This window comes from Aliikangiella maris (assembly GCF_040719265.1).
Classification (GTDB): Bacteria; Pseudomonadota; Gammaproteobacteria; order Enterobacterales; family Kangiellaceae; genus Aliikangiella; species Aliikangiella maris.
Map to the genome: position 1 here is coordinate 1 of NZ_JBFDAH010000006.1, position 26,598 is coordinate 26,598.

Annotated in this window: 26 protein-coding genes; 18 read left to right on the top strand and 8 right to left on the bottom strand. The window is 37.0% G+C overall.

Annotation, left to right across the window (positions count from 1 at the left end; all coding sequences use genetic code 11):
• Positions 1–281: 281 nt before the first annotated feature.
• Positions 282–1,094, bottom strand: coding sequence for a hypothetical protein (locus ABVT42_RS06700; protein ID WP_353874193.1), 813 nt, complete (start codon positions 1,092–1,094; stop codon positions 282–284).
• Between the two features lie 245 nt (positions 1,095–1,339).
• Here ABVT42_RS06700 and ABVT42_RS06705 point away from each other — a divergent pair, with 245 nt between their 5' ends.
• The 4 genes from ABVT42_RS06705 (at position 1,340) to ABVT42_RS06720 (ending at position 5,177) form a co-directional block, all read left to right on the top strand.
• Positions 1,340–1,492, top strand: coding sequence for a two-component regulator propeller domain-containing protein (locus tag ABVT42_RS06705; RefSeq protein WP_353874205.1), 153 nt, complete (start codon positions 1,340–1,342; stop codon positions 1,490–1,492).
• The gene (locus tag ABVT42_RS06710) at positions 1,446–2,066 is read left to right on the top strand and encodes a two-component regulator propeller domain-containing protein (RefSeq protein ID WP_353874192.1); all 621 of its coding nucleotides are present in this window, start codon (positions 1,446–1,448) and stop codon (positions 2,064–2,066) included. The genes ABVT42_RS06705 and ABVT42_RS06710 overlap by 47 nt, the downstream gene beginning before the upstream one ends.
• A 67-nt stretch (positions 2,067–2,133) precedes the next feature.
• On the top strand, positions 2,134–2,628 hold the full coding sequence (locus ABVT42_RS06715; protein WP_353874191.1) for a hypothetical protein: 495 nt from the start codon (positions 2,134–2,136) through the stop codon (positions 2,626–2,628).
• Positions 2,629–3,803: 1,175 nt separating this feature from the next.
• Complete coding sequence (locus ABVT42_RS06720; protein WP_353874190.1) at positions 3,804–5,177, top strand: M20 metallopeptidase family protein; 1,374 nt, start codon at positions 3,804–3,806, stop codon at positions 5,175–5,177.
• A gap of 24 nt (positions 5,178–5,201) precedes the next feature.
• Here ABVT42_RS06720 and ABVT42_RS06725 read toward each other — a convergent pair whose 3' ends face one another.
• Together ABVT42_RS06725 and ABVT42_RS06730 are read right to left on the bottom strand one after the other, a co-directional pair.
• The gene (locus ABVT42_RS06725) at positions 5,202–6,353 is read right to left on the bottom strand and encodes a c-type cytochrome (RefSeq protein ID WP_353874189.1); all 1,152 of its coding nucleotides are present in this window, start codon (positions 6,351–6,353) and stop codon (positions 5,202–5,204) included.
• 504 nt (positions 6,354–6,857) lie between these two features.
• On the bottom strand, positions 6,858–7,292 hold the full coding sequence (locus ABVT42_RS06730; protein ID WP_353874188.1) for a PPC domain-containing protein: 435 nt from the start codon (positions 7,290–7,292) through the stop codon (positions 6,858–6,860).
• Between the two features lie 937 nt (positions 7,293–8,229).
• Between ABVT42_RS06730 and ABVT42_RS06735 the strand changes: the two genes are divergently transcribed.
• The gene (locus ABVT42_RS06735) at positions 8,230–8,985 is read left to right on the top strand and encodes a hypothetical protein (protein ID WP_353874186.1); all 756 of its coding nucleotides are present in this window, start codon (positions 8,230–8,232) and stop codon (positions 8,983–8,985) included.
• Between the two features lie 874 nt (positions 8,986–9,859).
• Here ABVT42_RS06735 and rfbB read toward each other — a convergent pair.
• The 3 genes from rfbB to ABVT42_RS06750 all read right to left on the bottom strand — a co-directional run bounded on the left by rfbB (position 9,860) and on the right by ABVT42_RS06750 (position 11,400).
• The gene (gene rfbB / locus ABVT42_RS06740; protein ID WP_353874185.1) at positions 9,860–10,882 is read right to left on the bottom strand and encodes a dTDP-glucose 4,6-dehydratase; all 1,023 of its coding nucleotides are present in this window, start codon (positions 10,880–10,882) and stop codon (positions 9,860–9,862) included.
• A 124-nt stretch (positions 10,883–11,006) separates the two neighbouring features.
• Positions 11,007–11,195, bottom strand: a complete 189-nt coding sequence (locus ABVT42_RS06745; RefSeq protein ID WP_353874184.1) for a dTDP-4-dehydrorhamnose 3,5-epimerase family protein — start codon at positions 11,193–11,195, stop codon at positions 11,007–11,009.
• The gene (locus ABVT42_RS06750) at positions 11,185–11,400 is read right to left on the bottom strand and encodes a dTDP-4-dehydrorhamnose 3,5-epimerase family protein (protein WP_367023549.1); all 216 of its coding nucleotides are present in this window, start codon (positions 11,398–11,400) and stop codon (positions 11,185–11,187) included. Before ABVT42_RS06750 ends, ABVT42_RS06745 begins: the two co-directional genes overlap by 11 nt.
• A gap of 280 nt (positions 11,401–11,680) precedes the next feature.
• Between ABVT42_RS06750 and ABVT42_RS06755 the strand changes: the two genes are divergently transcribed.
• The 3 genes from ABVT42_RS06755 to ABVT42_RS06765 all read left to right on the top strand — a co-directional run bounded on the left by ABVT42_RS06755 (position 11,681) and on the right by ABVT42_RS06765 (position 14,348).
• Entirely contained in the window at positions 11,681–12,043 is a 363-nt protein-coding gene (locus ABVT42_RS06755) for an NAD-dependent epimerase/dehydratase family protein (RefSeq protein ID WP_367023615.1), read from the top strand.
• A 606-nt stretch (positions 12,044–12,649) separates the two neighbouring features.
• Positions 12,650–13,597, top strand: a complete 948-nt coding sequence (locus tag ABVT42_RS06760; RefSeq protein WP_353874182.1) for an FAD-binding oxidoreductase — start codon at positions 12,650–12,652, stop codon at positions 13,595–13,597.
• A gap of 193 nt (positions 13,598–13,790) precedes the next feature.
• Positions 13,791–14,348, top strand: a complete 558-nt coding sequence (locus ABVT42_RS06765) for an NUDIX hydrolase (protein ID WP_353874181.1) — start codon at positions 13,791–13,793, stop codon at positions 14,346–14,348.
• Positions 14,349–14,362: 14 nt separating this feature from the next.
• Here ABVT42_RS06765 and ABVT42_RS06770 read toward each other — a convergent pair whose 3' ends face one another.
• Positions 14,363–15,088, bottom strand: coding sequence for an NUDIX hydrolase (locus ABVT42_RS06770; protein ID WP_353874180.1), 726 nt, complete (start codon positions 15,086–15,088; stop codon positions 14,363–14,365).
• Positions 15,089–15,196: 108 nt separating this feature from the next.
• On the bottom strand, positions 15,197–15,838 hold the full coding sequence (locus tag ABVT42_RS06775; RefSeq protein WP_353874179.1) for an adenylyltransferase/cytidyltransferase family protein: 642 nt from the start codon (positions 15,836–15,838) through the stop codon (positions 15,197–15,199).
• Positions 15,839–16,143: 305 nt separating this feature from the next.
• Here ABVT42_RS06775 and ABVT42_RS06780 point away from each other — a divergent pair, with 305 nt between their 5' ends.
• The 10 genes from ABVT42_RS06780 to ABVT42_RS06825 all read left to right on the top strand — a co-directional run bounded on the left by ABVT42_RS06780 (position 16,144) and on the right by ABVT42_RS06825 (position 26,531).
• Positions 16,144–16,782 carry an isochorismatase family protein gene (locus ABVT42_RS06780; RefSeq protein ID WP_353874178.1) on the top strand — a complete coding sequence of 213 codons (639 nt, stop codon included), beginning with the start codon at positions 16,144–16,146 and terminating at the stop codon, positions 16,780–16,782.
• A 4-nt stretch (positions 16,783–16,786) separates the two neighbouring features.
• Positions 16,787–17,968: a nicotinate phosphoribosyltransferase gene (gene pncB, locus ABVT42_RS06785; protein WP_353874177.1), complete on the top strand. Its 1,182-nt coding sequence runs from the start codon at positions 16,787–16,789 to the stop codon at positions 17,966–17,968.
• A gap of 55 nt (positions 17,969–18,023) precedes the next feature.
• Positions 18,024–19,682, top strand: coding sequence for an NAD+ synthase (locus ABVT42_RS06790; RefSeq protein WP_353874176.1), 1,659 nt, complete (start codon positions 18,024–18,026; stop codon positions 19,680–19,682).
• 532 nt (positions 19,683–20,214) lie between these two features.
• Entirely contained in the window at positions 20,215–20,592 is a 378-nt protein-coding gene (locus tag ABVT42_RS06795) for a helix-turn-helix domain-containing protein (protein ID WP_353874175.1), read from the top strand.
• Between the two features lie 37 nt (positions 20,593–20,629).
• Positions 20,630–22,546, top strand: a complete 1,917-nt coding sequence (locus tag ABVT42_RS06800) for a two-component regulator propeller domain-containing protein (RefSeq protein WP_353874173.1) — start codon at positions 20,630–20,632, stop codon at positions 22,544–22,546.
• 384 nt (positions 22,547–22,930) lie between these two features.
• Positions 22,931–23,419, top strand: coding sequence for a DUF2239 family protein (locus tag ABVT42_RS06805; RefSeq protein ID WP_353874172.1), 489 nt, complete (start codon positions 22,931–22,933; stop codon positions 23,417–23,419).
• Positions 23,400–24,803, top strand: coding sequence for an MATE family efflux transporter (locus tag ABVT42_RS06810; protein ID WP_353874171.1), 1,404 nt, complete (start codon positions 23,400–23,402; stop codon positions 24,801–24,803). The genes ABVT42_RS06805 and ABVT42_RS06810 overlap by 20 nt, the downstream gene beginning before the upstream one ends.
• 54 nt (positions 24,804–24,857) lie before the next feature.
• Complete coding sequence (locus ABVT42_RS06815) at positions 24,858–25,718, top strand: alpha/beta fold hydrolase (RefSeq protein WP_353874170.1); 861 nt, start codon at positions 24,858–24,860, stop codon at positions 25,716–25,718.
• A 175-nt stretch (positions 25,719–25,893) separates the two neighbouring features.
• The gene (locus ABVT42_RS06820; RefSeq protein WP_353874169.1) at positions 25,894–26,265 is read left to right on the top strand and encodes a HutD/Ves family protein; all 372 of its coding nucleotides are present in this window, start codon (positions 25,894–25,896) and stop codon (positions 26,263–26,265) included.
• On the top strand, positions 26,262–26,531 hold the full coding sequence (locus tag ABVT42_RS06825; RefSeq protein WP_353874168.1) for a hypothetical protein: 270 nt from the start codon (positions 26,262–26,264) through the stop codon (positions 26,529–26,531). The genes ABVT42_RS06820 and ABVT42_RS06825 overlap by 4 nt, the downstream gene beginning before the upstream one ends.
• Positions 26,532–26,598 lie beyond the last annotated feature (67 nt).

Below are 26,598 nucleotides of genomic sequence, written 5' to 3' on the forward strand. Positions count from 1 at the left end.
ATGCTTGATCGCGGAATGAGATTGCGCAGCCGGAACTCACCATTTAAAATGCTTCTGCGCATGATTGGCTGATAAAAAATCAATGGGGTTTTCTTTTTTCAGGGGCGACTACTTAAAGTATATACAAAAAATTTAATTACGATTCATTAATTGGGCGTCTATATCATAATTGATGGAAAACAATGCTATTTGCCAACTAACAAATAGCATTGCTAAGCATTCAATCAAGTCATGAATTTTTGCGATAGTATTTCCAATTGTTGTTCATCTGGTATCAATACCTATAAACCTGCACCATTAATGTACGCATCGTCTAATAATTGTTGAACGCTCAACATTGGTGTTGTTTGCACATAGCCGCTTTGATCGGCATAGCTCACACCAATCATATAATCAAACTCACCATTGCCTAATGGAATTTCATCCCAAACAATAGCAATCGCTTTATTCAGGTGAATTGTATCAATAGGAAATGCAACCGGAATATAAAGCGTACGCTCACCTTTCCCAAACCAGATACTGTTTATGCGAAAAGCCAGCTCACCGTTCGTTTGCAACGATGCCCGATCAAACAGTGTTAAATTGAGCGTTTTCTGCTCGACACTTTGGCTAAGCTGATCAACAACTTTTTCCGAATCAGGCATTAGAAAGCCCGCCTGACCTTCTAATAAAAGTCTTTCAAATACCGGAAAAGTATCAGATAAGTAGTTTTCCTGCTCAGCCACAAATAAACGAAATCGAATATCATTCAACTGATTATTCACTGTTTCTAATTCCAGAATCACTTTGCGGAAAACCCAGGCACCTTCAAGCTCAGCACGATACCGATCACCGTCACGTGTAAAATTTTCGATTGAAATATCACTGGCCTGTTCAAAATCAAAATCGACTCGCTGAATATTCAGTTGATTGTCATAGACAGAGTGATTCGCCCATAATTTGATTTTGTTAATGTGTTGCAGCTCAAGCCCTGGATAAAGCGGATGAGATTGGCTCATGGGATAGTTAGCCTCCCAATAGAGTTTTTGAGCACTCACCCCATAACTTAAGCTTATTAAAAATAAACTTGTCACTAATAGCTTTAATTTAGTCATTGTATTTCTCCGTGTAGTAACGAATGTATATTGTCAAAATTGATGATGTCGAACTCAGGTCCGCCACCGTTTACTTTGCAGCTGCTCCACAGTTTTTGATACTATTGTTGAAACTAACAAATGGCATTTCAACTCGGTGCAGTTCAAGCCAAACGGATTGTCATTCACTTCATTCCTTAAGTTTTGAGCATCCCGACAAGCAAATAAATGAAAAGAGACACAGTTCACAGTTATATAAATAAGCTATTAAATGCCGCTATTTTTCGGTTTGGTCGATAATTGATGATCCACAAGGATTCTTATGGGTTGGTACATTAAGCGGGTTAAACCGTTTGCAAGTTGCCACCGGTGATGTCAGACACTTTTACTCATCAACCCGACAATCCACACAGTCTTAGTCACAATTGGATATTTACTCTGCACCGGGACAAGCAAAATCAATTATGGGTGGGAACTTATGGGCAAGGTATTTCCCGTTATGATGCCAACACCGATGAATTTTTTCACATACAACATCATAAAGCACAACCGGATAGTCTTGCTTCAAATTATATTTTAACCTTGTATGCTGATCGACAAGGCAGTTTGTGGTTTGGTACTGATGGCTCGGGGATTAATCGGTATGTCCCAGCACGACAAAAGTTCCATCATGTTAATAAGCAAGAATCCAGCACAACAGCCACGTCAGTAACAATTATGTTTTCTCAATTTACCAACAAGATAAACACACACTTTGACTGGCGACTTATGGTGGCGGACTCAACAAGCTCGATCTCACTTCAGGTCAATTTACTTATTTTCAACATCAGCCAGGAAACTCTGCCAGCCTGGCGTCAGACTATTTATACCTGGTTAAACCTGCAACCAATAATCAACTCTGGGTTGGCAGCAATAAAGGCCTCGATTTATTTAATCCACAAGATAATTCAGTCAAACATTATGCTCATGATAGTAAAAATCCAAACAGCTTAAGCCAAAATTAGCGGCTTTTCAGCAATATGCCTATTTTTCGGGTCGCACACAGTGCAAAGACTTTTGAATGTTCATTTTATTTTACTTCATCTTCTATATTGCGGCCTCGGTACTCGATAATTTATTAGGTTCGATTACCATAACACTACTCTATGTTCGTCATGAAATTCTTATTCAACGCAAACAGGAGCCATTAATTCATCATCAAAAATCAGTGATGCAACAGACATTTAAATTAGCAGTATTTCCAGCCCTGAATATCAAAGCTATCGAACAATATCCTTTTACCCTGTTAGAGTTGGAAGCTAATTTTAAACAACAAACAATCAACAGCATGAACGAGATAAAATCTTTTCGTTATTCAAAGTCTCTGGCTTCACAAGCATTTTGCTTAAATGCCAGCGAAACGGCAGAAAAAAATTATTTACAGATTGATTGCCACTACCGTGGAAACAAATGGCCAGCGTTAGTCCCTCAGCCAGAAAGGTTTACCAGTTACCCCACGACCAATATTCAAATAACCTTCAAACTTTCCACGCTCGTTCGAGCAACACGCAATTAAGATTTAAACTTAAAGCATCGAGAATTAGTAAGCAGCAATAAAGTCATGTCAGTTTATACTTGCAGCAAAACCACTAAAATTTTATGGTTTATATTTGTTTCATTTAGAAAAAAGCTTACCAGTATCTTATTCAAATGAATTCAAAGCAAAATAAATTTTTACTACCATTTAAAGATAAAACTATGATAGTCTACGACTCAAGTTGATGAAAGCAGCTTTCATCCATCAGGTTATAAATTATTGCTCAATAGGTTAATACCCAAAAATTTTTAATACCCAATAAACTAAGTTTATTTTAGTTGAAGATAAAATAAAACTTTGGCAGAAGTTTTATTAAATCATAGTTTAAGTTTTTACAATTGAAATCATTGTCAACACAGGAGATTAATGATGCAAAATGCTTTATATCTAAAACGCTTTATATTCAAAAAGCTTTATCCCCTAAAAAATCTATACAGCCGCCATACGACCAAGCATCCGTATTTTTTATCTGTTGATAAAGCGCCAGGTTAATACCAAAGTAGTTCGCATAAAATCTGTGTTTGCTTTTGATTTTTAATCGCTTGTTGACAGTTTACATTTATTAGTTCTTCATATTTATTAAACGCATGTAAACTTTGACAATCCAATTAAAAAGTATACTGAAAAACTGGCTTGCTTAAGAACTTATTGGCTGAAATTGCCTAATATTTTAGTTTCAAAAAACACGATCTTATCGTACGACTAACTGGATAGTTGTCGAACATTAACAAGTCGACAGCACAGCAAAATATTGCCTGAATTCTGTATTCTTTCTGATAACTTGTTGTTATCTTTTTTTGACCATTTGGAAAAGCTTCTATAATGCCTAACACGTGTGAAGCTCAACATAGCATGCCGAGGACGACGCTATTTATGCTATTTTTCCATAAGCTGTATGGTCACTTTTTAATTTCAACAAGACCATCGCCCCATAACTTTGTTCATCGATTTTATTTATCTTCGACTATACTCATTAATTAATTATTTGCTATCAGTCTAATGCGCGTCAATTTATAAGCACAAAACTTATAAGTACTATTTAAGACTATCCAGCAAATCAACTTAATAGAAACCTACTACAATCATCATAATAAATTAATAAATTCTGTAGAACCATGAACCAATAACATACTCAATGCCAGATGGGAGTAATCATGTTGATAAATAAATTAAAATTACACGCTACTTGGATAAAGATTTTTCGCCCGTTCAATCTTGTTGTTGTAAGTATGCTATTCAGTACACATTTATCAGCGCAAACACAACACAGTGCGGTGCCAAAACATCCAGTCCAACAAGCGGTTGAACGTGACTATCCCAAAAATCTAGAACCACTATTTAAGCATTTTCATAAGAATCCAGAGCTCTCTTTTCGTGAATTCAAGACAGCCAAACGTCTCGCTAAAGAACTGCGCCAATTGGGCGTAAAGGTAACAGAAGGTGTTGGAGGAACCGGCATCGTTGGTATTTATGAAAATGGTAGCGGGCCTACGGTGTTAGTTCGAGCAGATATGGATGGCTTACCGGTTAAGGAAGATTCGGGACTCAAATATGCCTCTCAAATGACACAAAAAGACATTAATGGTAAAGAAATGCCAGTCATGCATGCCTGCGGACATGATATGCATATGACCGCCTTAGTCGGCACTGCCCGCCAATTAATCGCCCATAAAAAACAATGGCAAGGTCGACTCATGCTCATTGGTCAGCCTGCGGAAGAACGTCTGGGCGGAGCCAAAGCCATGTTAGCAGACGGACTATATGAAAAATTTGGTGTCCCCGATTATGCACTTTCATTGCATGTTTCTTCAGGTATTCCCGCAGGCAAGATCATCATGCAGCCAAAATTAGCCTACTCATCTGCCGATAATATTGATATAACTTTTTTTGGTGTTGGAGCCCACGGCGCCTCACCCCATCAAAGTGTTGATCCCATTTTACTGGCCTCAAACTTTGTCATTGATATTCAATCAATAATCAGTCGCAACATTAATCCACTCGAAGCCGGAGTCATTACTGTCGGTTCATTCCACGGCGGCTTCAAACATAATATCATTCCCGATAAAGTAAAACTTGAGTTAACGGTACGTGCCAATAATGAAGCCGTTCGCGCACAACTGCTCGCAAGCATTCGACGCATTGCCAAAGGCGTAGCAATTACTGCGGGATTACCTGATTCTCACTTTCCCCAGATTGATGTTATTGAATCAACGCCAGTGACCAACAATAATCCTTCATTGGTTACTCGTTTAAAACACGCCATCAGCAACGCACTTGGGGAAGAAATATTGATTGAACGCCAAAATAAAGGAATGGGCGCAGAAGATTTTGCCTATTTCACTCAAACAGAACATCAAGTCCCTGGTGCTTACTTTAACGTCGGAGGCCAACCGACAATGGACAATGGCGTAAACCAGCCAGTACCCGCTCATCACTCACCGTTTTTTAAAATCGAACCACAATCATCGTTAATTAATGGTGTTTCTGCAATGACTATTGCGGTACTAGAACTGCTGAAAACCCAATAACAAATCTGATATTCAGCGAGTCAATTACTCGCTGATTTCACCATGCATAACCGGGTAACCAAAGTTCATCCAACCAAAAATACCTTCATATAAGGTGGCGGTATTTTTGTATCCCATACTTCTGAGTTGATGAATGATGCTATCAGCAGCAGCTCTCGGGCATGAACAATAAGCGATAATCTGCACATCTTTGGGAATATCTTTAACTACTTCGGCAACATCGGCATAATAAGGCAAAGGGATTGCTCCTTCTATATGCACTCGCTGCCAAACCGATGTTACTCGCGTATCCAATAAAACCATTCTTTGCTTTTTTACCAGCGCATTATTTAAATCTTCTGATGAAACGTAAAGTCCATCTTGTAATTTAAACTTCGGATTATCACCTTGTGGATTAATAATATATTTGTCGGGTGTTGGTAATTGTTTTAATACCGTGGTTTTCATCGTCCAGTCTTTACCACGACTACGAATAAAAGCAGTAATGTTATCGATTTCAGTCGACGATAATTTATTCTCAAAAGCCGGCATTGGTGTATCTTGTCGCCCATGTCGAATAGCATAGCGAATAAACTCGTCAGTATTATGTGCCAGTGCCGATTGATTGCCCAGTGCAGGAGCAGTAATTCCTTCACCTTTTTTACCATGACAACTAGCACATTCTTTTTGATATACTTTCTCACCCAACTGTATATCACCATGAACCGGTTCGGTACTTAATTTGACCCGCTCAGCACCAGATTTCTCAAACAACCAGTAGGTTAAATTCCACACTTCATCGAGACTCATTGGGCCACCAATTTCATCAAGATACCCCCCCATCGGCGTGCCTTCGCGTCCAAAAGACATGGCTCTTAATACAGCATGAGGTACCCCGGATTGAAACAAGCTTTGACTGCGTAGTGAAGGTGCGTGATCATTAACATGCCCCTGACGATTTTCACCATGACATAAAATACAATATTTTTTATAGTTGGCTTCAGCGACTTTAGCCTGTTCTTGAGTTAACGTTCTTGGCGGAGGCAACTTCTCATATTGGTAACTTTCACTCTCTTTAGCATGTATTAATGTTGACCCTAAAAGCGCAAAACAACATATGCTGAAACTAATAACAGAGAAATCTTTCTTTACTTGATGAGACATAAAGTTCAATGTAAGTAGTGAAAACCTTTTCATGAATGTTTACCTTAAAACAGTTACCTTAAAACAGTTACTCTAAAAAAAGCCATCCTGTACAGGTCGACCTAAAATAATTGTAATATATAAAGAATAGGATAAATTCTAATTGAATAGTATATCCAAGCTTACAGATTTGGAATAACTTAATCAATCATTAAAATAGCACCAGTAATGATTGCTAACAAAATATTAACGAATAGAACAATCTGAAATGTCGTCATTTATTATGTAATGATTAATCGCATAGATAAGCACTCGCGAAGTTCAGTACTGACAAACCAAGTAAAAAATAGTACCAAGTTATAATTGACAATCGCTGTAATACTAATAGAAAAACAAAAGCGACAATGTATAAAAACTGTTATCTAGTTAGTCTGTATAGAAATATCAATAGTCTTTTACCGATGCTAAACACAGAAGACACTACCAGCCCAGTAGTGTCCTGTTTGAATAAAAAATAATAGAATAACTGATTAATTAGTGAAAATACCGTTGGAGTAATTACTGTTCATATTTTGCCATCAAAGTAACGCCCTCAAATGCCTGATAGGCTTTCAGCATAACAAAGTACTCCATTCCACTGGCATTTTCAAAGTAGCAGCTCTCTTCATTACCAGATTTATAGGGTCGACAATTGTAATCACTGGTTGTTGGCCACGCTTGAAATTCTCCAGTTTTAACATAAAAATCAGCATCTCCCGTTCCGCCACTTAATTCAACCGTTAAATAAGAGTGACTTTGTGTCAGATCAATTTGGTAAAGTAATTGCTGATCTTTTTTTCCCTCAATAATTACCACTTGATTAGGTATTAAAACATTTGTTGCCGCTTTGGCCGTTTCACCAGACAAACTGGTCATTAACAAAAAAATAGCAATCGACATCGTACTAAAACAATGACTTTTTCGATTAAATTGGTAAAACGCTAATTGATTCATGTTGAACATCCTATAATTGAAATATTATTTATTGTTTATGCTATTTGCCACTCCCCATAAAACCAGTAACGTTGAACAATCTATCGCGTAGTTAAAAAATATAACAACACCAACCTTATTGTAAGAATATTTAACATTGTTTGGTTAAAGAACAGAAAAGCAACATCCAAGATTAAACTATTATATTGACCATTCAATTTGATTAGTAAAACCCCCACTACCTATCCATCAAGCTTTCCAGCATTTTTTAATGATGCTATCCTTATATTTCCAATCTCATCAACAAATCAACATTATCATACACAGCAATCTATTATATTAAGAAATCAAAACTTTTCACTCCCAATTCAAAAGAAATAAAGGAGCACTTACAAAAAACCAAACTTGCTCACCAACACCGTCTTATTAATATATTTTCGGATCGTCTTTTTATTAAAATGTTACTTTGAATTAGCGACACACCCCCTTTTTATTTCAATTATTCATATAAGAAAAAAGCCTTTTGCGGCGTAATAGTAAAAAGACATCACTTAACAGGAAAAATATTTTGGTGCAACTATCCACTTTGATCATCATGTAATACGGTCAAATTATTTTCATCATAAAAATGTCAGAATTATTACATAGTTTTCAATCTAAAAAATCATTTAAAAATAACTGAAAGGCAACTTGAAATAAAGCCAAGAGATATCTTCAAAAATATCCCGAAGTAAGATTGATCTATGTCAGCGCTGTTCTATTCTCTGGCTGTTGATTCATGATTAAGCAACCCGCAATCTGGTATAAGCAGTTTGAATTTTTTATTTTGGGGAAATCACGTTGCATTAAAAATACTAAAACCAGTAAAAAGCAGTTGCTTGTTGTATGCCGTGGAAAATCAATCAACATTGATTAAACATTTAGTCGAAAACGAAATTTAAACAAAGAGGCTTATAAAATGGAAACTACCATTGAGACACAGCAACAAAAAGATATCAATACTATTTTAGGCAACCCATTTATCAGTGCCCCCGTTCTGTTTAGCTTACAACAACACGCTAGCGGAGGCTTACTAATCTCATCAAACTTTTTTGATAGCAGAAGCAACAGTGAAAAAAACGAAGATCAATCAAAACTTATTCCAGGCAGTTTAGTGTCAAACCCTGCAGTTGTAGGTGCTAGTGCTCAAGTTATCCCTACTGGTGGACGATGCCACGGTACGCTATCACAAAGACTGTTAATAAAAGCGAGTTCTCCAGCAGCGCCACAGCAATTAAAAACATTGGATTTCTTCCCAATTTTCAATTCAAATTATAAATCTGCAACAGGCAATCCACAGGAAAACCTCGGGTTGAGAGTTACCGATGGATTTTTATTACCAACCGTTGATTCTGCATCGAATAATAATGGCCTGACACTTCCATTAATTGTTGGACCTGACTCTACCGTCATTGGTAACATTGATCCTTCAACGATTTCAGATTATGCCAAAGCGAACACGTTAAATGTACCCTGGGGTAATATTTTTAATATTGCCAAACAAGTTTTACCCGTTGTTGCCAAATCTGGCTACGAAATTTATCAAGAACTTTCAAATGAAAATCGTCAAAAACAACTTGAGTTTAAAGATGACGTATTTGGAATATTCAGTACTATTGCCAGTGTTGCTAAAATCGCCGTGCCAATCGCTGGTTCAATCTTGAGCGCACTTTAATTTTTTAAACTGCACGCTTTTAATATTTAAAAAGCAACCATATCAAGATGAATAATATCTAAAATAAAAAACAATAAATCGCATAAAATTCAAGCTGAGTTAATACTCAGCTTTTTTATACAAGCTTGCAATCCAAATGCCTACCCTATATTAAAGAAACTTAATTAAAGATTTAAATTCTCCCAAATTCAAATAACTTACGTCACAGCTTGATGGTCAATCGAACATTAGTTAAAGCAAACACGATAAAAAAATAAAATCTTAAATTCTGGCCATCAAATCAGCATAAAATTTAATACTCCAAATAAAAACAGCTTAACTGAGCAACAACGCACAAAAAATTATTTTACAAAAGCCACCCTAAAAAACACCCCCTCAAACCCCAAGAAAAATCAAGTATAAAAAAAGCGACTTCAAACCAATAAAAATATTATTTTTTGCATAAGCAGTTATCTTGGCACACTTAGTAAGACCATATTTACTCGCCAAAAACCTAATAAATAAGTCCTATGAAATTCACTTTGCCTCTGCAAAACGTTTTGAATTTGTATTTTAAAAAAAACAGCATTAAATAAAACACGAAAGTATTATGATTTACCGCCCTTTAAACATTTCTTAGAGAGATTAACATTTGGTAATTATACTTTTTATTACGATGCACCCGATTTTGTTGAAATGGAAAACCTGCCAACACATCAACTAGCAACACACTTTTTGAGTATTAATGCCAATGAAATATTCGAAGCGTTACTTGAGGAGGTCATTATAAAGCATCAACTACTGAAGGTTAAGTAAGATTAAGTACACTCTCGCTCAAGCTTATAATTAAGCTTAAAACCAATTGAATAATCAGCAAAAAGCGGGGACTCAAATACTAACTATTAAAAAAGTTTCGATTGTCGACAAACCATTCCACCGTTTTTTGAATGCCTGTTTCAAATGTTTCTTTAGGTTGCCAACCTAATTGCTGATTTATTTTGGTCGCATCAATTGCATAGCGAGTATCGTGCCCCGGCCTATCGGTGACAAACTCAATCAAAGTATCGAACTGACGAATTCCACGAGGTTTATTTTTGATTAACTGATCTAATTGCTGACAAATCAATTGAACAACTTCGATATTCTTTTTCTCATTAAAGCCGCCAATATTATAAGTTTCACCAATTTTACCCCGTGTAATTACCACATACAAAGCACGTACATGGTCATCAACAAACAACCAGTCACGAATTTGTTGTCCATTTCCATAAACAGGTAAAGCTTTTCCATCTAACGCATTAAAAATAACTAACGGAATTAGCTTTTCGGGATATTGATAGGGCCCATAATTATTTGAACAATTACTCACGATGACTGGTAACTGGTAGGTACGATGCCATGCTCTTACCAGATAATCTGAAGCAGCTTTCGATGCGGAATAAGGTGAACTTGGTTGATAGGGTGATGTTTCGACAAAATATTCACCGTGCTTCAAATCACCAAAAACTTCATCAGTAGAAATATGATGAAATCGAAAAGTGCTTTTCCTCTCAGCGGATAATTGTTGATAATAATGTAGTGAACAATCAAGTAAATTATAAGTTCCAACAATATTAGTTTGAATAAATTCGCCAGCACTTGTTATAGAACGATCAACATGACTTTCTGCAGCCAGATGCATCACCCAATCAGGTTGATACTGTTGAAGAATCTGATTTATTAGTTTTGTATTACCAATATCTCCGCAAATAAACAGATAGCGCTGGTTTTCGGCGATACTTTCTAAGGATTTTAAATTACCCGCATAAGTTAACTTGTCAAGATTAATAACTTGATGTTCTGTATGTTCAATTAAATAGCGAATCAGCGCAGAACCAATAAATCCCGCACCACCTGTAACTAATATAACTTTCCTCATAAATTTGCTCTAAATTTTAAATAGGTCTTTAATATTAAATGCCAGCGATGAGTAGAAAAACATCTAGCTTTCTATCTTAAAATTACACCTTAAAATTACACCTAAAAACTTTCATTTACAGCATTTACCCTACCATAATAGGGTGCGTGATAAAAAAACCACTCCTATCTTTATTAGACAATTGAACGCTGACATCTGGTAAAATCGACCAATCAATTGCCAATTCAGGATCATTCCAAATAATGGTTCGCTCAAACTCTGACACATAATAATTAGAACATTTATATTCAATCTCTGCAATTTCAGAATTCACATTCAGAATTCACATAAAAGCCGTGCGCGAATCCTTCCGGTATCCATAATTGGCGTTTATTTTGTTCACTAAGAGTAACACCGTACCATTGTCCAAAAGTACGACTATGGCTGCGTAAATCAACCGCGACATCAAAAACACTTTCCTTTACTACTCTGATGGACAGAGCGGCTATAATTATCCTGCACAAAATCGACTTTCGCAATATTTTTATAGAATCAGTCTAATCGAAAAGTCTCGAGAAAAAAGCCTCATTCATCTTCAAAAACTTTTGGCTCAATCAACACTAAATCATACAACCTTAGTATTAGTTATCTTCATACAAAGACTCGCTGAGTTAATAAGCCAAGCAAATAATCTCCATAGCCACTTTGGTCAGATTAATAAAAGAAGGGCGTTTTTCTCGCTTTACTTATTTATCCAGTTCCCGGGTTTATCTTTTTAATCAACAAGGGGTTTAATCACAAACATTACAAATAAACCCAATTAATAGCCGCAAGCTTTTCAATTTATTAAAGCTCTCGGCTGAAGCATTCATTGAACAATCTCTACTTGATTATCAAATTGTACGTCCATCAAATGTATTCGGTTGCGTGTTAAAAAGTCCACTTTTTTTGCCTTCAATTGTGCGGGATGTGACTTTAAAAAAGCAGGTAACAATGTTTGTTAATCCAGAATATGCAAAAGACTATAATCATATCGATGATGCGGTAAAGCTAATTTTACAAATCACATGTTATGGCCAACAAAAAGTTTACAATATTGCCTCAGGAAAAAATATTAGTGCTCAGACAATCGCAGCTATATTGCAGCAAGAAACCAACTGTCAAATCGTCTGGAAAAAATAATTGCAATGATTACTTCCCACCAACTGATATTAAAAAAGTCAAACAAGAATTTAGCTTTACTCCGATTCAATTACCTGCATTTCTTCCAAAAATGCTCAGTGATTTCTCGCTGTATTTATCAGCACTAACAGAGGCTCACAGCGAAAGCAAAAATCACGGATAACCGGAGTTGATATGTAAAATTAGCACTTAAGCTCAACACAAGTTGAGCATTTTAAGACAAGTCTGTTAGCCTTTATTCAGCCGTATTAAATTGTATTAATCATCGCGGTTATTTTACGGTCCCTATTTTGCGATACATAAACTTATCTCTGTAGTGCCATTTGAAATATTGAATACTTTAGTCGACGGCACGAATGTTTTTTCTATAAATCACTTGCGAATCAACTAATTACTGCTTATCTCCACAAACAGGTGAAATTTTATGATTAAATCCCTAAATAAAATCGGGTTAGGCCGATATTATTCACTAATTATGGTTGAACTATTAATTTTAAATACTACACTTTTATTAAGACAGTGCAATATTTATACGCAAGTTAATGAAAAACGATCATTTTTTACTGTTACCAATATAATTACATTGGTGAGATGGGATTTTCAGCAATGTTTAGCACAACATCTCATATAGGTAGAAAAAGTCAGATGAAACCGACAAGTCGACACCTCTTGCCCATAAGAAACGATTCTTTCTTTCAATCTCTAATGGGAATAAATTTACGTATCGATGCGCTGTTCGGTCATCGTTTTTCTCGTTCTTCCAAGCCCGTTAACTCGGCTAATCCAAAGACCTTGAATAATGCGTTTCAATCTGTAGAAGGTAAAAATAAACTCGGCGCAGCAAGACTGGTCGATAAATATTTTTACACAGAAGATATTTGTCGCATACGGCTTGAGCCAATTGATGCCTTAGATTATCATGCGGGCCAATTTATAAACCTTCAAACCTCAGAAAGTTGTAATCGTAGCTATGCAATCACCAATACTCCGTTAGAAGGCGACTATTTAGAACTCCACATTCGTCGTAAATTAAATGGAGAAATGAGTAATTGGCTGTTAGATGAGTTTGAAGTTAATGATTATATTCACTTTAGCAGTGCAATGGGCAACTGTTACTATGCTCAACAACACCGTAAGCGCCCATTGGTATTTATTTCAACTGGCGCTGGTGCTGGAGGTTTGTACGGTATTGTAAAAGATGCGCTCCATCACGAACACCAAGGCCCTATGTATTTCTACCACGGTTGTCGAGATAACGAGTCGTTATATTTAACGCACTTGTTGACCGAATTACAAAACGAAACCAGTAATTTTTATTACCTACCGTCAATTACACGTGAAAAATCGAGTGATACTGTATTGCATGGACGCTGTAATCAATATGTTATGGCTAACCTCATGCTATTTAGTAACGCGGTATTTTACATTAGCGGCAATGCGGGAATGGTAAAAGACACTCGCTCACAATTAATTGAAAAAGGTATTCAACCAAAAGATATTCTGGTTATGCCGTTTGAGTCAAAAGATTTACGAAAGACTCCCAGAGATCAATAGCCAGTAGCTAAACATGATAAGAGAGCGGTATTCGTTTCATTTCTAGATTAATATCTGCTCTCAAAAATTCAATTTTTTAAATCGCAACACTCCCTATCAAGCAAGTCTTTCAATCCAATCGAGTTAGGTCGTAGGGATTTGAATCTTTTCATGCTAAACTTGCCGCAATATATTTCTATTTATTAATTTGCTTATGGATATTAAGTTCTGTATACAGTGTGGAAACTCAACTCATTTGACTATTCCAGAGATGGATACACACCACCGACACCAATGTCAAACCTGTGGTTTTATTCATTATCAAAATCCGAATATTATAGCGGGTTGTCTGGTCTATCACCGGGAAAAAGTGTTACTTTGCAAACGAGCAATTGAGCCCCGCTATGGATTATGGACAGTACCAGCAGGTTTTATGGAAAATGGAGAGAGTACGCGTGCAGCAGCCATTAGAGAAACCCGTGAAGAAGCTAACGCTATGGTCGAATTAAAAGATTTATTTTTCATCGCAAATTTAGTTCCAATTAATCAAGTTTACATGCTTTATCTTGCAGAACTCGTGAATGAAGATTTTTATGCCGGCATAGAAAGCCTCGATGTCCAGTTATTTAGCGAACAACAGATCCCCTGGGAAAACCTGGCATTTAAAACAGTTGAAATAACCCTTAAGAAATTTTTCCAAGCGCGACAAAACAATCAATTTGAATTACATGAAATAGAATTTAAAGCAGATCGGTCAGTTATTTGGTTTTAGATATACCATATTTTTTATTTGGCATAAATTTCACGCATATAAAAATAAACATTATCGCTATCACTCCGTTTATAAAGCTGTGCAGTTCGGGTTGAGGTCTGCTTATATTCTCCGGATAACTCAGTAATCACTTCAGCTTTTAATATGCGTCGGCGAAATCCAGCCTTATTTAACTTGCCTCCCAATATAGTTTCATAACAGGTTTGCAATTCCGACAAAGTAAATTTTTCTGGCAAAACAGGCAAAATAATTGTTGAATACTGAGCTTTACTGCGTAATCGTTGAAAAGCTTCACTAATCAACTCATTATGATCAAAAGCCAACGATTTATTCACTTCCCCAGTCTCATTAATCGGGTACCATTGACAATCTGCTGCAAAAGTCACATTTTCTACATTCACTAAAGCAAAATAGGTAATGGTGACAGACCATCCCCTCGGGTCACGCTGAGCATTACCAAATGATCCAATTTGTTCTAAATAAGGTGCTTGATAACCTGTTTTTTCAAACAAAATACGATAGGCCGTTTGTTGCAAATCGTGATCTTTTTTCAAATCGATAAAACCGCCTGGTATTGCCCAAGCTCCTTTACAAGGATAATGTTTGCGATTAGATAACAAGACATTTACAGCGTTATCAACAATGGTAAAAATAACAACATCGACACAGGTTAAAGGAACCTCATAATCATGAATTCGATAATTTTTTAAATAGTTTTTTTCTTTATTTTGATTGCTCATTTTATCTCGAATGTTATCTTTATCAATTTAGGTTTACTTCAAACGACGACGACTATTATTGACATAAGTGGTAAAAAGCTATCAATAACCATAGACAACCTCCATCAATTATGCACCGTATAATTTTCTTCGATAAATATAATTAGCAATGGTTGTGTTCAGATAATTTTTAAATCTAGACACAAACATCGCTTGTGGACGCGAAAAATCTCTAATAAGAGCTCGAATTTCTGCACTTTTAATTGGTTGTTTTTTACGAATCGGTAAAATTTTACATCGCTGTTTTAATTCAATACGCGATAATTCAGTATGCTGTAATTCAGCATCAATATACCAGCTTTCTTCCAATCGTGTTTTGTGAAGATGAAATGCTGACGAATCAACATTTTCAATCCAAGTAAACTCAGCACAAACGCTTTTCTCTGCATAACTTTTATCAAGCGTGGCCAGTAAACAGCCAGCGTTGACAGATTGTTGTTGCCGAGCAATCTGTCGAGCAATATCGGAAACTTTTATTACGACCGAACGACAACCCGCTTGCTGTTGCCAAAAGTTAAACAACTCAACCAGGGCTTTAGTCATCAATAATCGGTCACTAAAGTCGGCCATTGCTACTTGATGACTTATTTGATAACGCGGTATTAACACAATTTCATCAAATTCTCGACTTATTTGCTGCAATATATCCTGATGGCCTAAGTGAGGTGGATTGAATGCCGCTTCTAATACAGCAATTTGTTTTAACTGCATTGTATTTCTCCCGTTGACACAATATTATACTAAATGTACTATTGAATGGTATATTAAATATAATATTCATACAAGTGATCATGCGCAATAATGTTAATCCCGATTTTAGTTGCAGTTGCAGCAGCCATTTTAAATACTTGTAGGCATAATATTTTGCATACCCATTACAAGGGTTGTATGTATTCATGCAATATTATTTAAAATACGGATAAAGAATGTTCATTAGTGAATAGTCTGAAATACCCATAGAAAAAACATAGTTAAAAGTAGTCCCCAATAAGCAGCTCAAGCAATGGAGAGATAAAATGAATGCTTTACCTCGCGCCAAAACCGCTTCATTTGACGTAGACCCACAATATGCTTTTACCCCGGAGTGTCCAAATGAATTGCCTGTTTCTGGTGGCACAGAAATAGTCCCCGCCTTAAATCATCAAGCACAATTTGCAGCAATTCGCGTTGGCTCAAAAGATTCACATAGTCCACAAGCCATTTGGATCGCAAATCAAGACACCCCCATGTTCAGTCCGGTCGAAGGTGACAATGTTGATATTGCGTGGAATGCTCATGCTATTCCCGGAACAAAAGGATTTGAATTAATTAAAGGTCTTCCTGATCCAGCGGATTACGACTTTTTTGTTTGGAAAGGTATCGAACTTGATATGCACCCTTACGGTGCTTGTTATCATGATTTAAAAGATAAATTGAGTACTGGAGTAATCGAATTTTTAAAGGTTAAAGCAATAGAAAATGTGATCGTCGGCGGTTTAGCAACCGACTATTGTGTTAAGACGACAGCATTACAACTGAAACGAGCAGGTTTTCATGTGATTGTAAATTTACAAGCTTGCCGAGGGATCGCGCCCGACACCATTGAGGCCGCCATCCAAGAAATGCAAGCAGCAGAAATAGTGATAATTCAAAATACTGCCGAGTTAGAAGGATAAAATCATGGAATTTAAACCAGTCATATTATCATTATTAGATACCGATCTGTACAAACTGACCATGATGCAAGCGGTATTACATCACTACCCTGCTGCCGAAGTGGTCTACCAATTTAAGTGTCGTACTAATCAAGTTGATCTTGCTCCCTTAATGCTCGAAATCAGACAGCAGATTCATCATTTATGTAGTTTACGTTTTACTCAGGATGAAATTAACTATTTAAGTGAAATTCACTATTTAAAACCTGATTTCGTTCAATTTTTAAAACTTTTTCAATTATCTGAAAATTATGTTCACCTTGGCAAAGATGCATCCGGTCAATTAACCATAAAAATAAAGGGACCGTGGTTACATACGATTTTATTTGAGGTGCCACTCCTGGCTATTGTTGAGGAAATTTATAATCGTAATACTCATGGCCAACTTGACCTGACATCAGGTGAATCAAAATTAGCCGAAAAAGTTAGCATTATTCATAATCATCCATTAGGTGAAAAACTCAAAATTATGGAATTTGGTACACGTCGACGTTTTTCTTGCCTTTGGCAAAGACAAGTTCTCACACAGTTAAAACAATCGATTCCCAATAATTTAGTCGGTACAAGCAATATTCATTTTGCCAAAGAACAAAACTTAATACCCCTTGGTACAATGGCGCATGAATACCTACAAGCTTTTCAAGCTCTCGGCCCCAGGCTTATCGACAGCCAAAAAGTAGCGCTGGATGTATGGGCAAAAGAATATCGCGGTGATTTGGGTATTGCTTTAACCGATGTCGTTGGGGTTGATGCCTTTCTCAAAGATTTTGACCGTTACTTTGCAAAATTATTTGATGGAGTCAGGCATGATAGTGGCGATCCGTTTCTATGGACCGATAAAATTCTCTCTCATTATCATTCACTAGGCGTAGATCCAAAAACAAAAACACTGGTTTATAGTGATGGTTTAAATATTCCATTAGCCTTTAAATTATTGGAAAAATATCATGAACAAACCAATCTGGTGTTTGGAATTGGAACAAATCTGACGAACGATGTAGGAGTAAAACCATTGAGCATAGTCATTAAAATGACTCAATGTAACGGTCAACCTGTAGCGAAAATCAGTGATAGCCCGGGAAAAATCATGTGCCAAGATGAAGCATATTTAACCTACTTGAGAAATATCTTTCAATTAAAAAATTAGTAATATCATTTTTTAATTTATGTTAAACAGGAATTAACACATTACGGGAAAAATAATGAAAATTATTATTGCACAACTTAATTTTACGGTTGGAGATATTGAAGGAAATCTCGATAAAATATTAACGACCTATCAAAAAATCAGGCAAGAAAATGCACTTTTAATTTGCACAGAGTTAGCGTTAACTGGGTATTATCCACAAGATTTATTACTGCGAGAAGACTTAATAAGTCGCCAGCTAAATGCACTGGAGGTACTAAAGAAGGAAACCAAAAATCAGCCCTGCGCTGTGGTTGTTGGATTTGCAGCAAAAAATAAAGACACATTTGGCAAGCCCTTATTTAATGCACTAGCGGTCATATCAGATGGTCAACAAATATTCGAATATCATAAACAACTACTGCCAACTTATAATGTTTTCGATGAAGCGCGTCATTTTGCACAAGGTACGAGAGATAACTGCTTTACTTATAAAGGCAAGTGTATTGGTTTTTTAATCTGTGAAGATGCATGGTACGAAGAAAACAAAACGTTTTATCAAATCGATCCTGTTGCTAACCTCACTAATAAACAGCTGGATCTAATTATCAGCATCAATGCCTCCCCCAGCAATCTGGGTAAAATACAGGAAAGACATCATCTCGCCCAAAAAATTGTCCAGCGAACCAACGCACCATTTGTCTATGCCAATCAGGTCGGTGGTAATGATGAATTAGTGTTTGATGGCGGCAGTTTTATTATGGATAAAAATTTCAGCATTACGGCACAAGCGGATTATTTTTCAGAAGACCTACTGAGCGACAATAATACAGACAAAAACAGACATTCCAACAACCCCAAAATGTCTCAAGAATCATTCATTTGGCAACAGGTTGTGCTAGGAATTAGAGATTACATTAGCAAATGTGGATTTAGTCAAGTTGTTATTGGATCATCGGGCGGAATAGATTCAGCTGTGACATTGGCAATTTGTACTGCCGCCATTGGTGCAAATAATGTCACAGCAATAACAATGCCTTCAAAATTTTCTTCTGTCGGTAGTGTTAATGATTCGGTAACACTATGTGACAATTTAAAAGTTTCTCTATTACACAGCTCAATTACTGAAGAATTTGAACATGCAGTTAGTCAATTTAAAGAGGTCACCGGTGAAACAGCCAGTCCGATTACCCAAGAAAATATACAAGCCAGAATTCGTGGCAGACTTTTAATGGAATATAGTAACCATTACGGTGCCTTAGTTATTTCAACCGGGAATAAAAGTGAAATGAGTGTAGGCTATGCCACCTTGTATGGTGACATGAATGGCGGCATTAATCCGCTAGGCGATCTCTACAAAATGGAAGTTTATGCGCTTGCCAAGTGGATAAATCGGCAAGCAGGTTTTTCATTAATTCCCGATGCCATAATCAATAAAGAGCCAAGCGCAGAGCTGGCTGCCGGTCAACAAGATCGTGACTCATTACCAGATTATCCATTACTAGATGCTATTTTGAAACTTTATATTGAAGGTGACTTATTAACCATCGACGAAAAGCAAGTTTGCCAAAACACATTGAATCACTATGCAGTTAATCAACATTTATTAGCGCGCATACATGCAATGGTTGATCACGCAGAATTTAAGCGTCGACAAGCACCTCCAATTATTCGAGTACAAAAACGTAGTTTTGGTATGGGACGGTGGCTACCTGTTGCAGCACATTACGATTAGTATTTATTCTGGTAAAAGTGTTTTATGTTGAAATTATTTAATAACAATATAGATGCACTAATAAATCGAGCATAACCTGTTATTGAGGAATTTAATATTTGTCAGGCGCAACACATTGCAAAATCTAATAATAATTCTAGACGATATTAATCAGCAAAAGGTTTCGGTTTTATTTTATCGACTATTTTTATGCTATCACTGTTTCAATTGAAAACAGTTTAGCAATAATTTTGCTTTTTTTAGCTGGTCAATTTTATACTTTATCAAACGCAATAATGATTGAATCAGTTTTGTAAAGAGTATTTATTGACCATTTAGCAAGACATCTGCAATAAAGAAAACACTAATAATCGTTTTTATGCGTCTAATATTCAACCTGCCAAGCAACCTGACACAGTTGTCAGGTTGCTGCTAACTTATTGTTTTTATTGTTTTGTCAGGCAAGAGTCTGGTCAATGGCGTGTTATTATCCAGTGTCCAATCAGATAATTAATGCTCAATACCGAATAACCCAAAGCATAGAGGTGAAAACATGTGGGTAAAAAAATTACGTTTACAGAAGTGTTGGTCACAAGAACAACTCGCAGAGTTTTCGGGATTAAGTGTTAGAACCATTCAGCGTTTAGAAAAAGGCCAACCTGCCAGCATGGAATCACTCAAAGCTTTAGCCTCGGTATTTGAACTTAATCTTTCCGATTTGCAAGAGGATTTAGCCATGATTAATGAAACAGCAGACATCAATATTGAGACTAATTTTAAACAAAAAGAATCGCCGAAATCTGCGCTTTGGATAAGCCGAGAAGAAAAACAAGCCATTCAATATATGGAAATATTACGATGCTTTTATATCCACCTCATCATATTTATTGCCATAATGCCTTCAATCAAATTGAACAAGGACTCAGATTAGTCACTCAAGATGGGCAACTTTGGCTATTTAAAGTCTGATGAATAAAGGATTTTTAATTTATGATGGCCGTAAAGCAACCCCACTTGAAACCCCTTACCAAGAACTACTATCAAGCGCCTATGTAGGATTACACTTGCAAGATGGGCGTGTTGCAGTTGGCAGTTTGCAGTCGGGCGTATATATTTTTGATCAACAACACCAACTGCTATCACATATCGATAGAAAGCTTGGTCTTTCTGATAACGTCGTCTATGACTTAAGGACAGATAAAGATAGCGGTCTATGGGTAGCCACCGATCGCGGTGTGTCGCGTATTCAAGTCTCAACACCATTATCTAAATTTGATGAAAGCCTGGGACTCGAAGGACAAATTTTTAATTTAACTCACTTTCAAGATACTTTATTTGCCGCAACTTCAACCGGCGTTTACTATCTTGAGAAAAGCCCTCAACCGGTATTTAAAAAACTCAACGGCATTGCCAATATAACATTTGATTTGTTAGCAATGTCTGATCGCTTACTCATTGCTAATTATCAAGGACTATTTCAACTAAAAGATAAAGAGATCATTCGCTTATCAAAAAACAGCTTTGGAGCGGCTTACGTTTTAGCGCAGCGACCAAACAAAAAAAATCATATTATTTATGGGGGTGAACACGGAGTTACTTTAGCGCGCTTGGAAAATGCTCAATGGCAAGAGTTTAACTTACCACTAAAAAATAGAAAAGTTCGAGGGTTGGTATTTGAATCAGATTCAACTTTATGGGCAACAACCAATAATAAAGGTATTGCACGTTTCATCATTCCTGAAAATTGGCCCGATTCAGACACTACCCAGACAAGTGTTTACGGTTTAGAAAGTGGACTGCCGTATTTGACTGGTACACGCGTAGAAAAAATTAATCACCAAGTTCAATTTGTAATAGGCGAAGGTATTTCTTATTTTAATTCCGCAACGCAAAAATTTGAAGCTGCTCCACAATATACAAACCTGGCTAAAGCGCATCAAGCCAAAATCACTCGCGTCATTCAACTAAAAGAAAATCTATTTTTAACGCTGCTATATGTACTAGAACAAGGTAAAAGAGTCATGAAACCCGGCATAATGTGGCAAGAAAATAATGTTCTGTACTGGGATAATACACCTTTATCCTCATTAAATAATCAGTTTATCGAAGGCATTTATGTCGCACCAGACAAAACGCTCTGGCTAGGGAGAGACTCTGGACTCTATCGATATCCACTGAGTCAATATAAAGCACGCTCGTTAGATGTCAATATTTTACTAAGACACCTTCTAAATGGCCGAGGTGAAACCATGTACGGTGGCGCAAGTATTCTTAACGCACCAGATACAATTAATTATCACACCAATCGACTCAGATTTGAATTTGCTGCAACCTATTTAAATGCCCCAGCCGAGACACAATATCAGGTAAAACTTTCTGGTGTTGATAAGCAATGGTCTCCCTGGAGTAAGGAATCATTTAAAGATTACTCTAACTTATGGGAAGGCGAATATGCATTAAGTGTTAGAGCAAAAACCAACAATGGAGAAGAGTTTGAAGCTGAAATTTTTCAATTTGAAATTTTGGCTCCCTGGTATCGTAGTATGACCGCTTATGCTGTTTATTTTATTTTCGCCGTTGCGTTACTGCGTTTTGTCACTCAATGGCGTTTCCGACAAGTTAATCGGCAACGAGCAATACTTAAACGAGAAGTCAAAAAACAAACCAAAGCACTTGAAGAAGCCTATCAACAATTAGAAAGACTCAGTGTTACTGATGCATTAACCGGCTTAAAAAACCGCCATTTTGTTGAACGGTATTTAGAGAAAGATATCAGCAAATGTAAACGTGACTATGCCGACTGGCTTTCAGGTCGAAAAGAACGCGCACTAGAAAATGCCGATCACTACCTTTATGCAGCAAAAAAATCACAGCGCAATGCCTAGGTTGGAATATGCGATATCGATTCTGCGCTGGTATTAAATTCGCCCAATAGCAACGGAAATGCAATCATCCATTATTTAAAACAACAGTCGGCTAACCTATTAACCTCACTAAACGATAAAAGCCGGTTAAGCTGGTAACTAATAATTATCTTCTTAGCATGTCTCATTTTAACTTGTCATTTTAACTGTTGACTCTAATTGGCCACCCTGAACAGTCTTTCTCATCTCCCCTTTAAACAGCCCATACTAAACGCCTGATTCAAGTTTCCCTTACCACCTTATCTTAATTTAGGTTAAACACATATTATTTTTACCCGGGTAAATTGTTCTTTATTTTTATCTGGGTAATAATATGTCGCTCGATAGTTAACTGGAATGAACCAAATGGCCGAAAATTATATTGCAATTTACAATAAAACATTGATTGCCGAGGGTAATCTGGCAGCCATCGTCCGCCAAGTTAAGTCTATCGAGCCCCCGCAAGCAGCGAAGCTACCCGTTAAACGCGGACGACCAAAGTTAGGCGTTCAATCCAAAGAAGTCACGCTATTACCAAAACACTGGGAATGGCTGACCTCACAACGCGGCGGCGCTTCGGTCACCTTACGTCGGCTAATCGATCAAGCCATCAAAAATGTGACGCCAGAACAAGTCATTCAGATGAAACAAAACCAGCTTTACAATCTACTCAATCTATTTGCAGATGATGCGGGATTTGAAGAGGCAACCCGTGCGCTCTATCGCAACAATAAGGCCAACTTTATGCAGGCAATTGCAACCTGGCCAAAAGATTTGCAGCAATTAATTCAGGAAAAATTTGTAGCAATCCACCAATTGCATTCAGGAAAAAATAATGACAATGGCCCCGCCTAATAATAAATATTTATCCGGTTCGCTAAGCTCTGTCTTTTTGAAAACGGCAACTCCCATTATCCTAATGATGTTGGTAAATGGTTCATTCAATCTGGTAGACGCATACTTTTTAGGCATTTTTGTTGGTGCCGATGCTTTATCTGCAGTCACCGCTATGTTTCCACTTGTGATGTTAATGGTCGCATTATCAACCTTAGTTGGTAACGGATTTGCCAGCATTATGGCGCGCTTATTGGGCGCTGGAAAAGCCAGAGAAGCCCAAAGCGCCTTTGCTCAAGCAATTACATTATCTTTGCTGGTTTGTGTACTGCTAATCATTTTATTCTTTATATTTGGAAAAGTACTCACATTAGCGGCCAACAATGGCGTTGCAACGCAAGCAGCAATGAGCTTTGAATATCTGTCCATTTTAATCAGCGCCTCACCGCTAATATTTATTTTAACGGTCAATGGCGACGCATTGTGCAGTCAGGGACATACGGGGTTTATGGCTACAGTGTCTATCTGTACAGTATTAATCAACGGACTGGCGAATTATATTTTGATTGTCACTTTTAATTTGGGGGTGGCAGGTTCGGCATATGGCACCTTACTTGCGCAAATAATAGCATTAGGCGCAATTTTTATTTTCCGCATCAACACAGTTAATCCTTCCACTATTTCTGTGTTTCACTTAACCCGCAAGAAAAACCATTGGAAAGCATTTCTGGCATTAGGCGCTCCGTCAAGTTTTGGCTATATTGGCTTGTCACTTTCCTCTTCAGCCATATTATTTAACTTGCAGCAGTTCAGTTCAACTGATTACGCAGCAACACTAAGTGCTTACGGTATTCTTACCCGCCTAATGACTTTTGCATTTTTGCCACTACTTGGGTTAAGTCTGGCATTTCAGAGTATTACTGGTAACAACGTTGGAGCAAGACAATGGCAGCGTACCAATAGTTGCATTAAAATTGCGTTACTCAGCGCGCTGATTTATTGTGCGTCAATTGAAGGATTACTGTGGCTATTAAAAGATTCTGTTGGCGGCTGGTTTGTTAATGACGAGCGCGTTGTGCAAGAGGTCAGCCGTATTTTACCTATAATGACCCTGGCCTTATTTTTATTGGGACCTTTGTTGATGATTAGTAGCTTTTTTCAAAGTATTGGTGATGCCATTCGCGCGTCAGTTTTAGGTTTATCTAAAACCTATTTATTTGCACTACCGCTAATTTTTTTAATGCCAGTATACTTTGGTGAATGGGGAATTTGGTATGCGGGGCCATTAGCAGAATGCTTGACCTTAATACTGACATTATTTGTTTTGTACCAGCGTTCAAGCCACACTCAAGATAATAAAAAATCCTATGCGTTTGGGTTGTTTTATGCAAAAGAGTCCGTTTAATGAAGGGTATCTTAAATTTAAATTTGATTCGTACTTTTATCAATGCATGCCAAAATGAATAATCTGACCGATGAACATCAATACGTTAAGCTATCCGTTGGCAAATGTCATTATCGTATCGACGGACCAAGCGGTGGCTCAACCATATTATTACTTCACGGCGCCACCGTTGCCGGTTGGATTTTTGAACGACTCGTGCCCTATTTCAACCAAGCAGGCATCAGAACATTAACCATAGACCTAATGGGTCACGGTTACTCCGCTCGTCCCAAAACAGTCTATAACCTGAGTTTATTTAAACAACAAATTATGCAGCTGCTGGATGAAATTCGCAATAATCCTGCCAAGTTTGATTCGCTTGATGTTGAATCCCCCATTTCAATCTTAGGCCACTCGCTAGGCGCAGCTATTGCGGCATCATTAGTCGCGGACCATCCGGCAAAATTTAACCGAGTCATATTAACCGCACCGCTGGTTAATTTTAACGCCAATATGCCTATCGTCACTTTATTTAAAACTCCCTTACTTGGCGAGTTGTTAAATCGTATTTATGTCATTCCCATGTTAAAACGACGACGCCAAAAACGTTATGCCAGCATTGCCGATGGGCGATTTGTAAACAAATTTATGTCGCAGTTTTTACTTCCCGGTTTTGAACAAACTGTTTTATCGTTATTCCGCAGTGGCGTGCTTGACGATCAAACTCAAACCTACCAATCTTTAAACGAAATAAATATTCCTTGCCAAGTGTTACGTGGCAGTGACGATGTTTTGGTCAAACCTGAACAAATAACTTACCTGAAAACACTTTTGCCTAATGCAGCGTTTAAAGAAATTGAAAATACTGCCCATGCTTTTATTTTATCACATCCCGAACTGTTAGCTGAGGAGTTGGTTGCGTTTATTAAAAAATAAATGTTTAACCGTTCGAGTTAAGAGTGAGAATACTAATTCGTGTTGCTATTTACTTATGACTTGCTAATTCTTTGTGGATTGTCATTCGTATCGGTAGAATAAGCAGTCGGTATACTTAATCCGACAGTTTAAAATCTTAGTCGGTTTAACAATTATTCATTGAGGCAATTCATTCATGATCATTCTCTCCCCTACCGATTACATCACAATGCCATGGAAGAATGGTGGTGGAAAAACCTGTCAACTTGCAATATCAGACCAATGTCATATAGATGACGAGTTACCTCTTTGGCGATTATCTATTGCGACAATAGCTCAAGATGGCCCATTTTCATTGTTTGAACATTATCAACGTTGCATCATGTTGTTAGAAGGTGCTGGTATGCGATTGCGGTTTAATCAGCAAGAATGGATAACCATAAATACGCCTTTACAGAGGCAACTCTTTTCTGGCCAATGGCAAACAGACTGTGAGTTAATCGATGGAACCATTAAGGATTTTAATTTAATGGTTGCCAACGCGTTGCATACTTTAAGGTTGATGTGATCACGCTTCAAAATCAGAGCCAGTTATGGACACAACCTTTAACCAGTGATGAGCAAACTCAATACATTGAGTTGGCTTATGTTATATCTGGTGAGTGTCATATTGAATATGAAAATTCTCTCGAAGATAAAACCAATCATGTTAAAAATAAATTGGAAAAACTGTCTGCCGGACAGACGTTAGTAAATAAAGTAAATCGATTAAAATCAGTTCAAAGTTTTGCTAGCAAAACAAAAATATTTGTTGCTCAAATTTTTATTTGGTAACGGTTATTCGTATTTGTTTCTTGATTAGAGGGTATTTTGTCGAACATATTTAGTTAACACATTTTCT

Bases quoted from the DNA above. Each gene is read 5' to 3' on its own strand.
- ABVT42_RS06700 (WP_353874193.1), bottom strand. From the start codon at position 1,094: ATGACTAAATTAAAGCTATTAGTGACAAGTTTATTTTTAATAAGCTTA.
- ABVT42_RS06710 (WP_353874192.1), top strand. From the start codon at position 1,446: ATGTCAGACACTTTTACTCATCAACCCGACAATCCACACAGTCTTAGT.
- ABVT42_RS06715 (WP_353874191.1), top strand. From the start codon at position 2,134: ATGTTCATTTTATTTTACTTCATCTTCTATATTGCGGCCTCGGTACTC.
- ABVT42_RS06720 (WP_353874190.1), top strand. From the start codon at position 3,804: ATGTTGATAAATAAATTAAAATTACACGCTACTTGGATAAAGATTTTT.
- ABVT42_RS06725 (WP_353874189.1), bottom strand. From the start codon at position 6,353: ATGAAAAGGTTTTCACTACTTACATTGAACTTTATGTCTCATCAAGTA.
- ABVT42_RS06730 (WP_353874188.1), bottom strand. From the start codon at position 7,292: ATGAATCAATTAGCGTTTTACCAATTTAATCGAAAAAGTCATTGTTTT.
- ABVT42_RS06735 (WP_353874186.1), top strand. From the start codon at position 8,230: ATGGAAACTACCATTGAGACACAGCAACAAAAAGATATCAATACTATT.
- rfbB (WP_353874185.1), bottom strand. From the start codon at position 10,882: ATGAGGAAAGTTATATTAGTTACAGGTGGTGCGGGATTTATTGGTTCT.
- ABVT42_RS06760 (WP_353874182.1), top strand. From the start codon at position 12,650: ATGTTTAGCACAACATCTCATATAGGTAGAAAAAGTCAGATGAAACCG.
- ABVT42_RS06765 (WP_353874181.1), top strand. From the start codon at position 13,791: ATGGATATTAAGTTCTGTATACAGTGTGGAAACTCAACTCATTTGACT.
- ABVT42_RS06770 (WP_353874180.1), bottom strand. From the start codon at position 15,088: ATGAGCAATCAAAATAAAGAAAAAAACTATTTAAAAAATTATCGAATT.
- ABVT42_RS06775 (WP_353874179.1), bottom strand. From the start codon at position 15,838: ATGCAGTTAAAACAAATTGCTGTATTAGAAGCGGCATTCAATCCACCT.
- ABVT42_RS06780 (WP_353874178.1), top strand. From the start codon at position 16,144: ATGAATGCTTTACCTCGCGCCAAAACCGCTTCATTTGACGTAGACCCA.
- pncB (WP_353874177.1), top strand. From the start codon at position 16,787: ATGGAATTTAAACCAGTCATATTATCATTATTAGATACCGATCTGTAC.
- ABVT42_RS06790 (WP_353874176.1), top strand. From the start codon at position 18,024: ATGAAAATTATTATTGCACAACTTAATTTTACGGTTGGAGATATTGAA.
- ABVT42_RS06795 (WP_353874175.1), top strand. From the start codon at position 20,215: ATGTGGGTAAAAAAATTACGTTTACAGAAGTGTTGGTCACAAGAACAA.
- ABVT42_RS06800 (WP_353874173.1), top strand. From the start codon at position 20,630: ATGAATAAAGGATTTTTAATTTATGATGGCCGTAAAGCAACCCCACTT.
- ABVT42_RS06805 (WP_353874172.1), top strand. From the start codon at position 22,931: ATGGCCGAAAATTATATTGCAATTTACAATAAAACATTGATTGCCGAG.
- ABVT42_RS06810 (WP_353874171.1), top strand. From the start codon at position 23,400: ATGACAATGGCCCCGCCTAATAATAAATATTTATCCGGTTCGCTAAGC.
- ABVT42_RS06815 (WP_353874170.1), top strand. From the start codon at position 24,858: ATGAATAATCTGACCGATGAACATCAATACGTTAAGCTATCCGTTGGC.
- ABVT42_RS06820 (WP_353874169.1), top strand. From the start codon at position 25,894: ATGATCATTCTCTCCCCTACCGATTACATCACAATGCCATGGAAGAAT.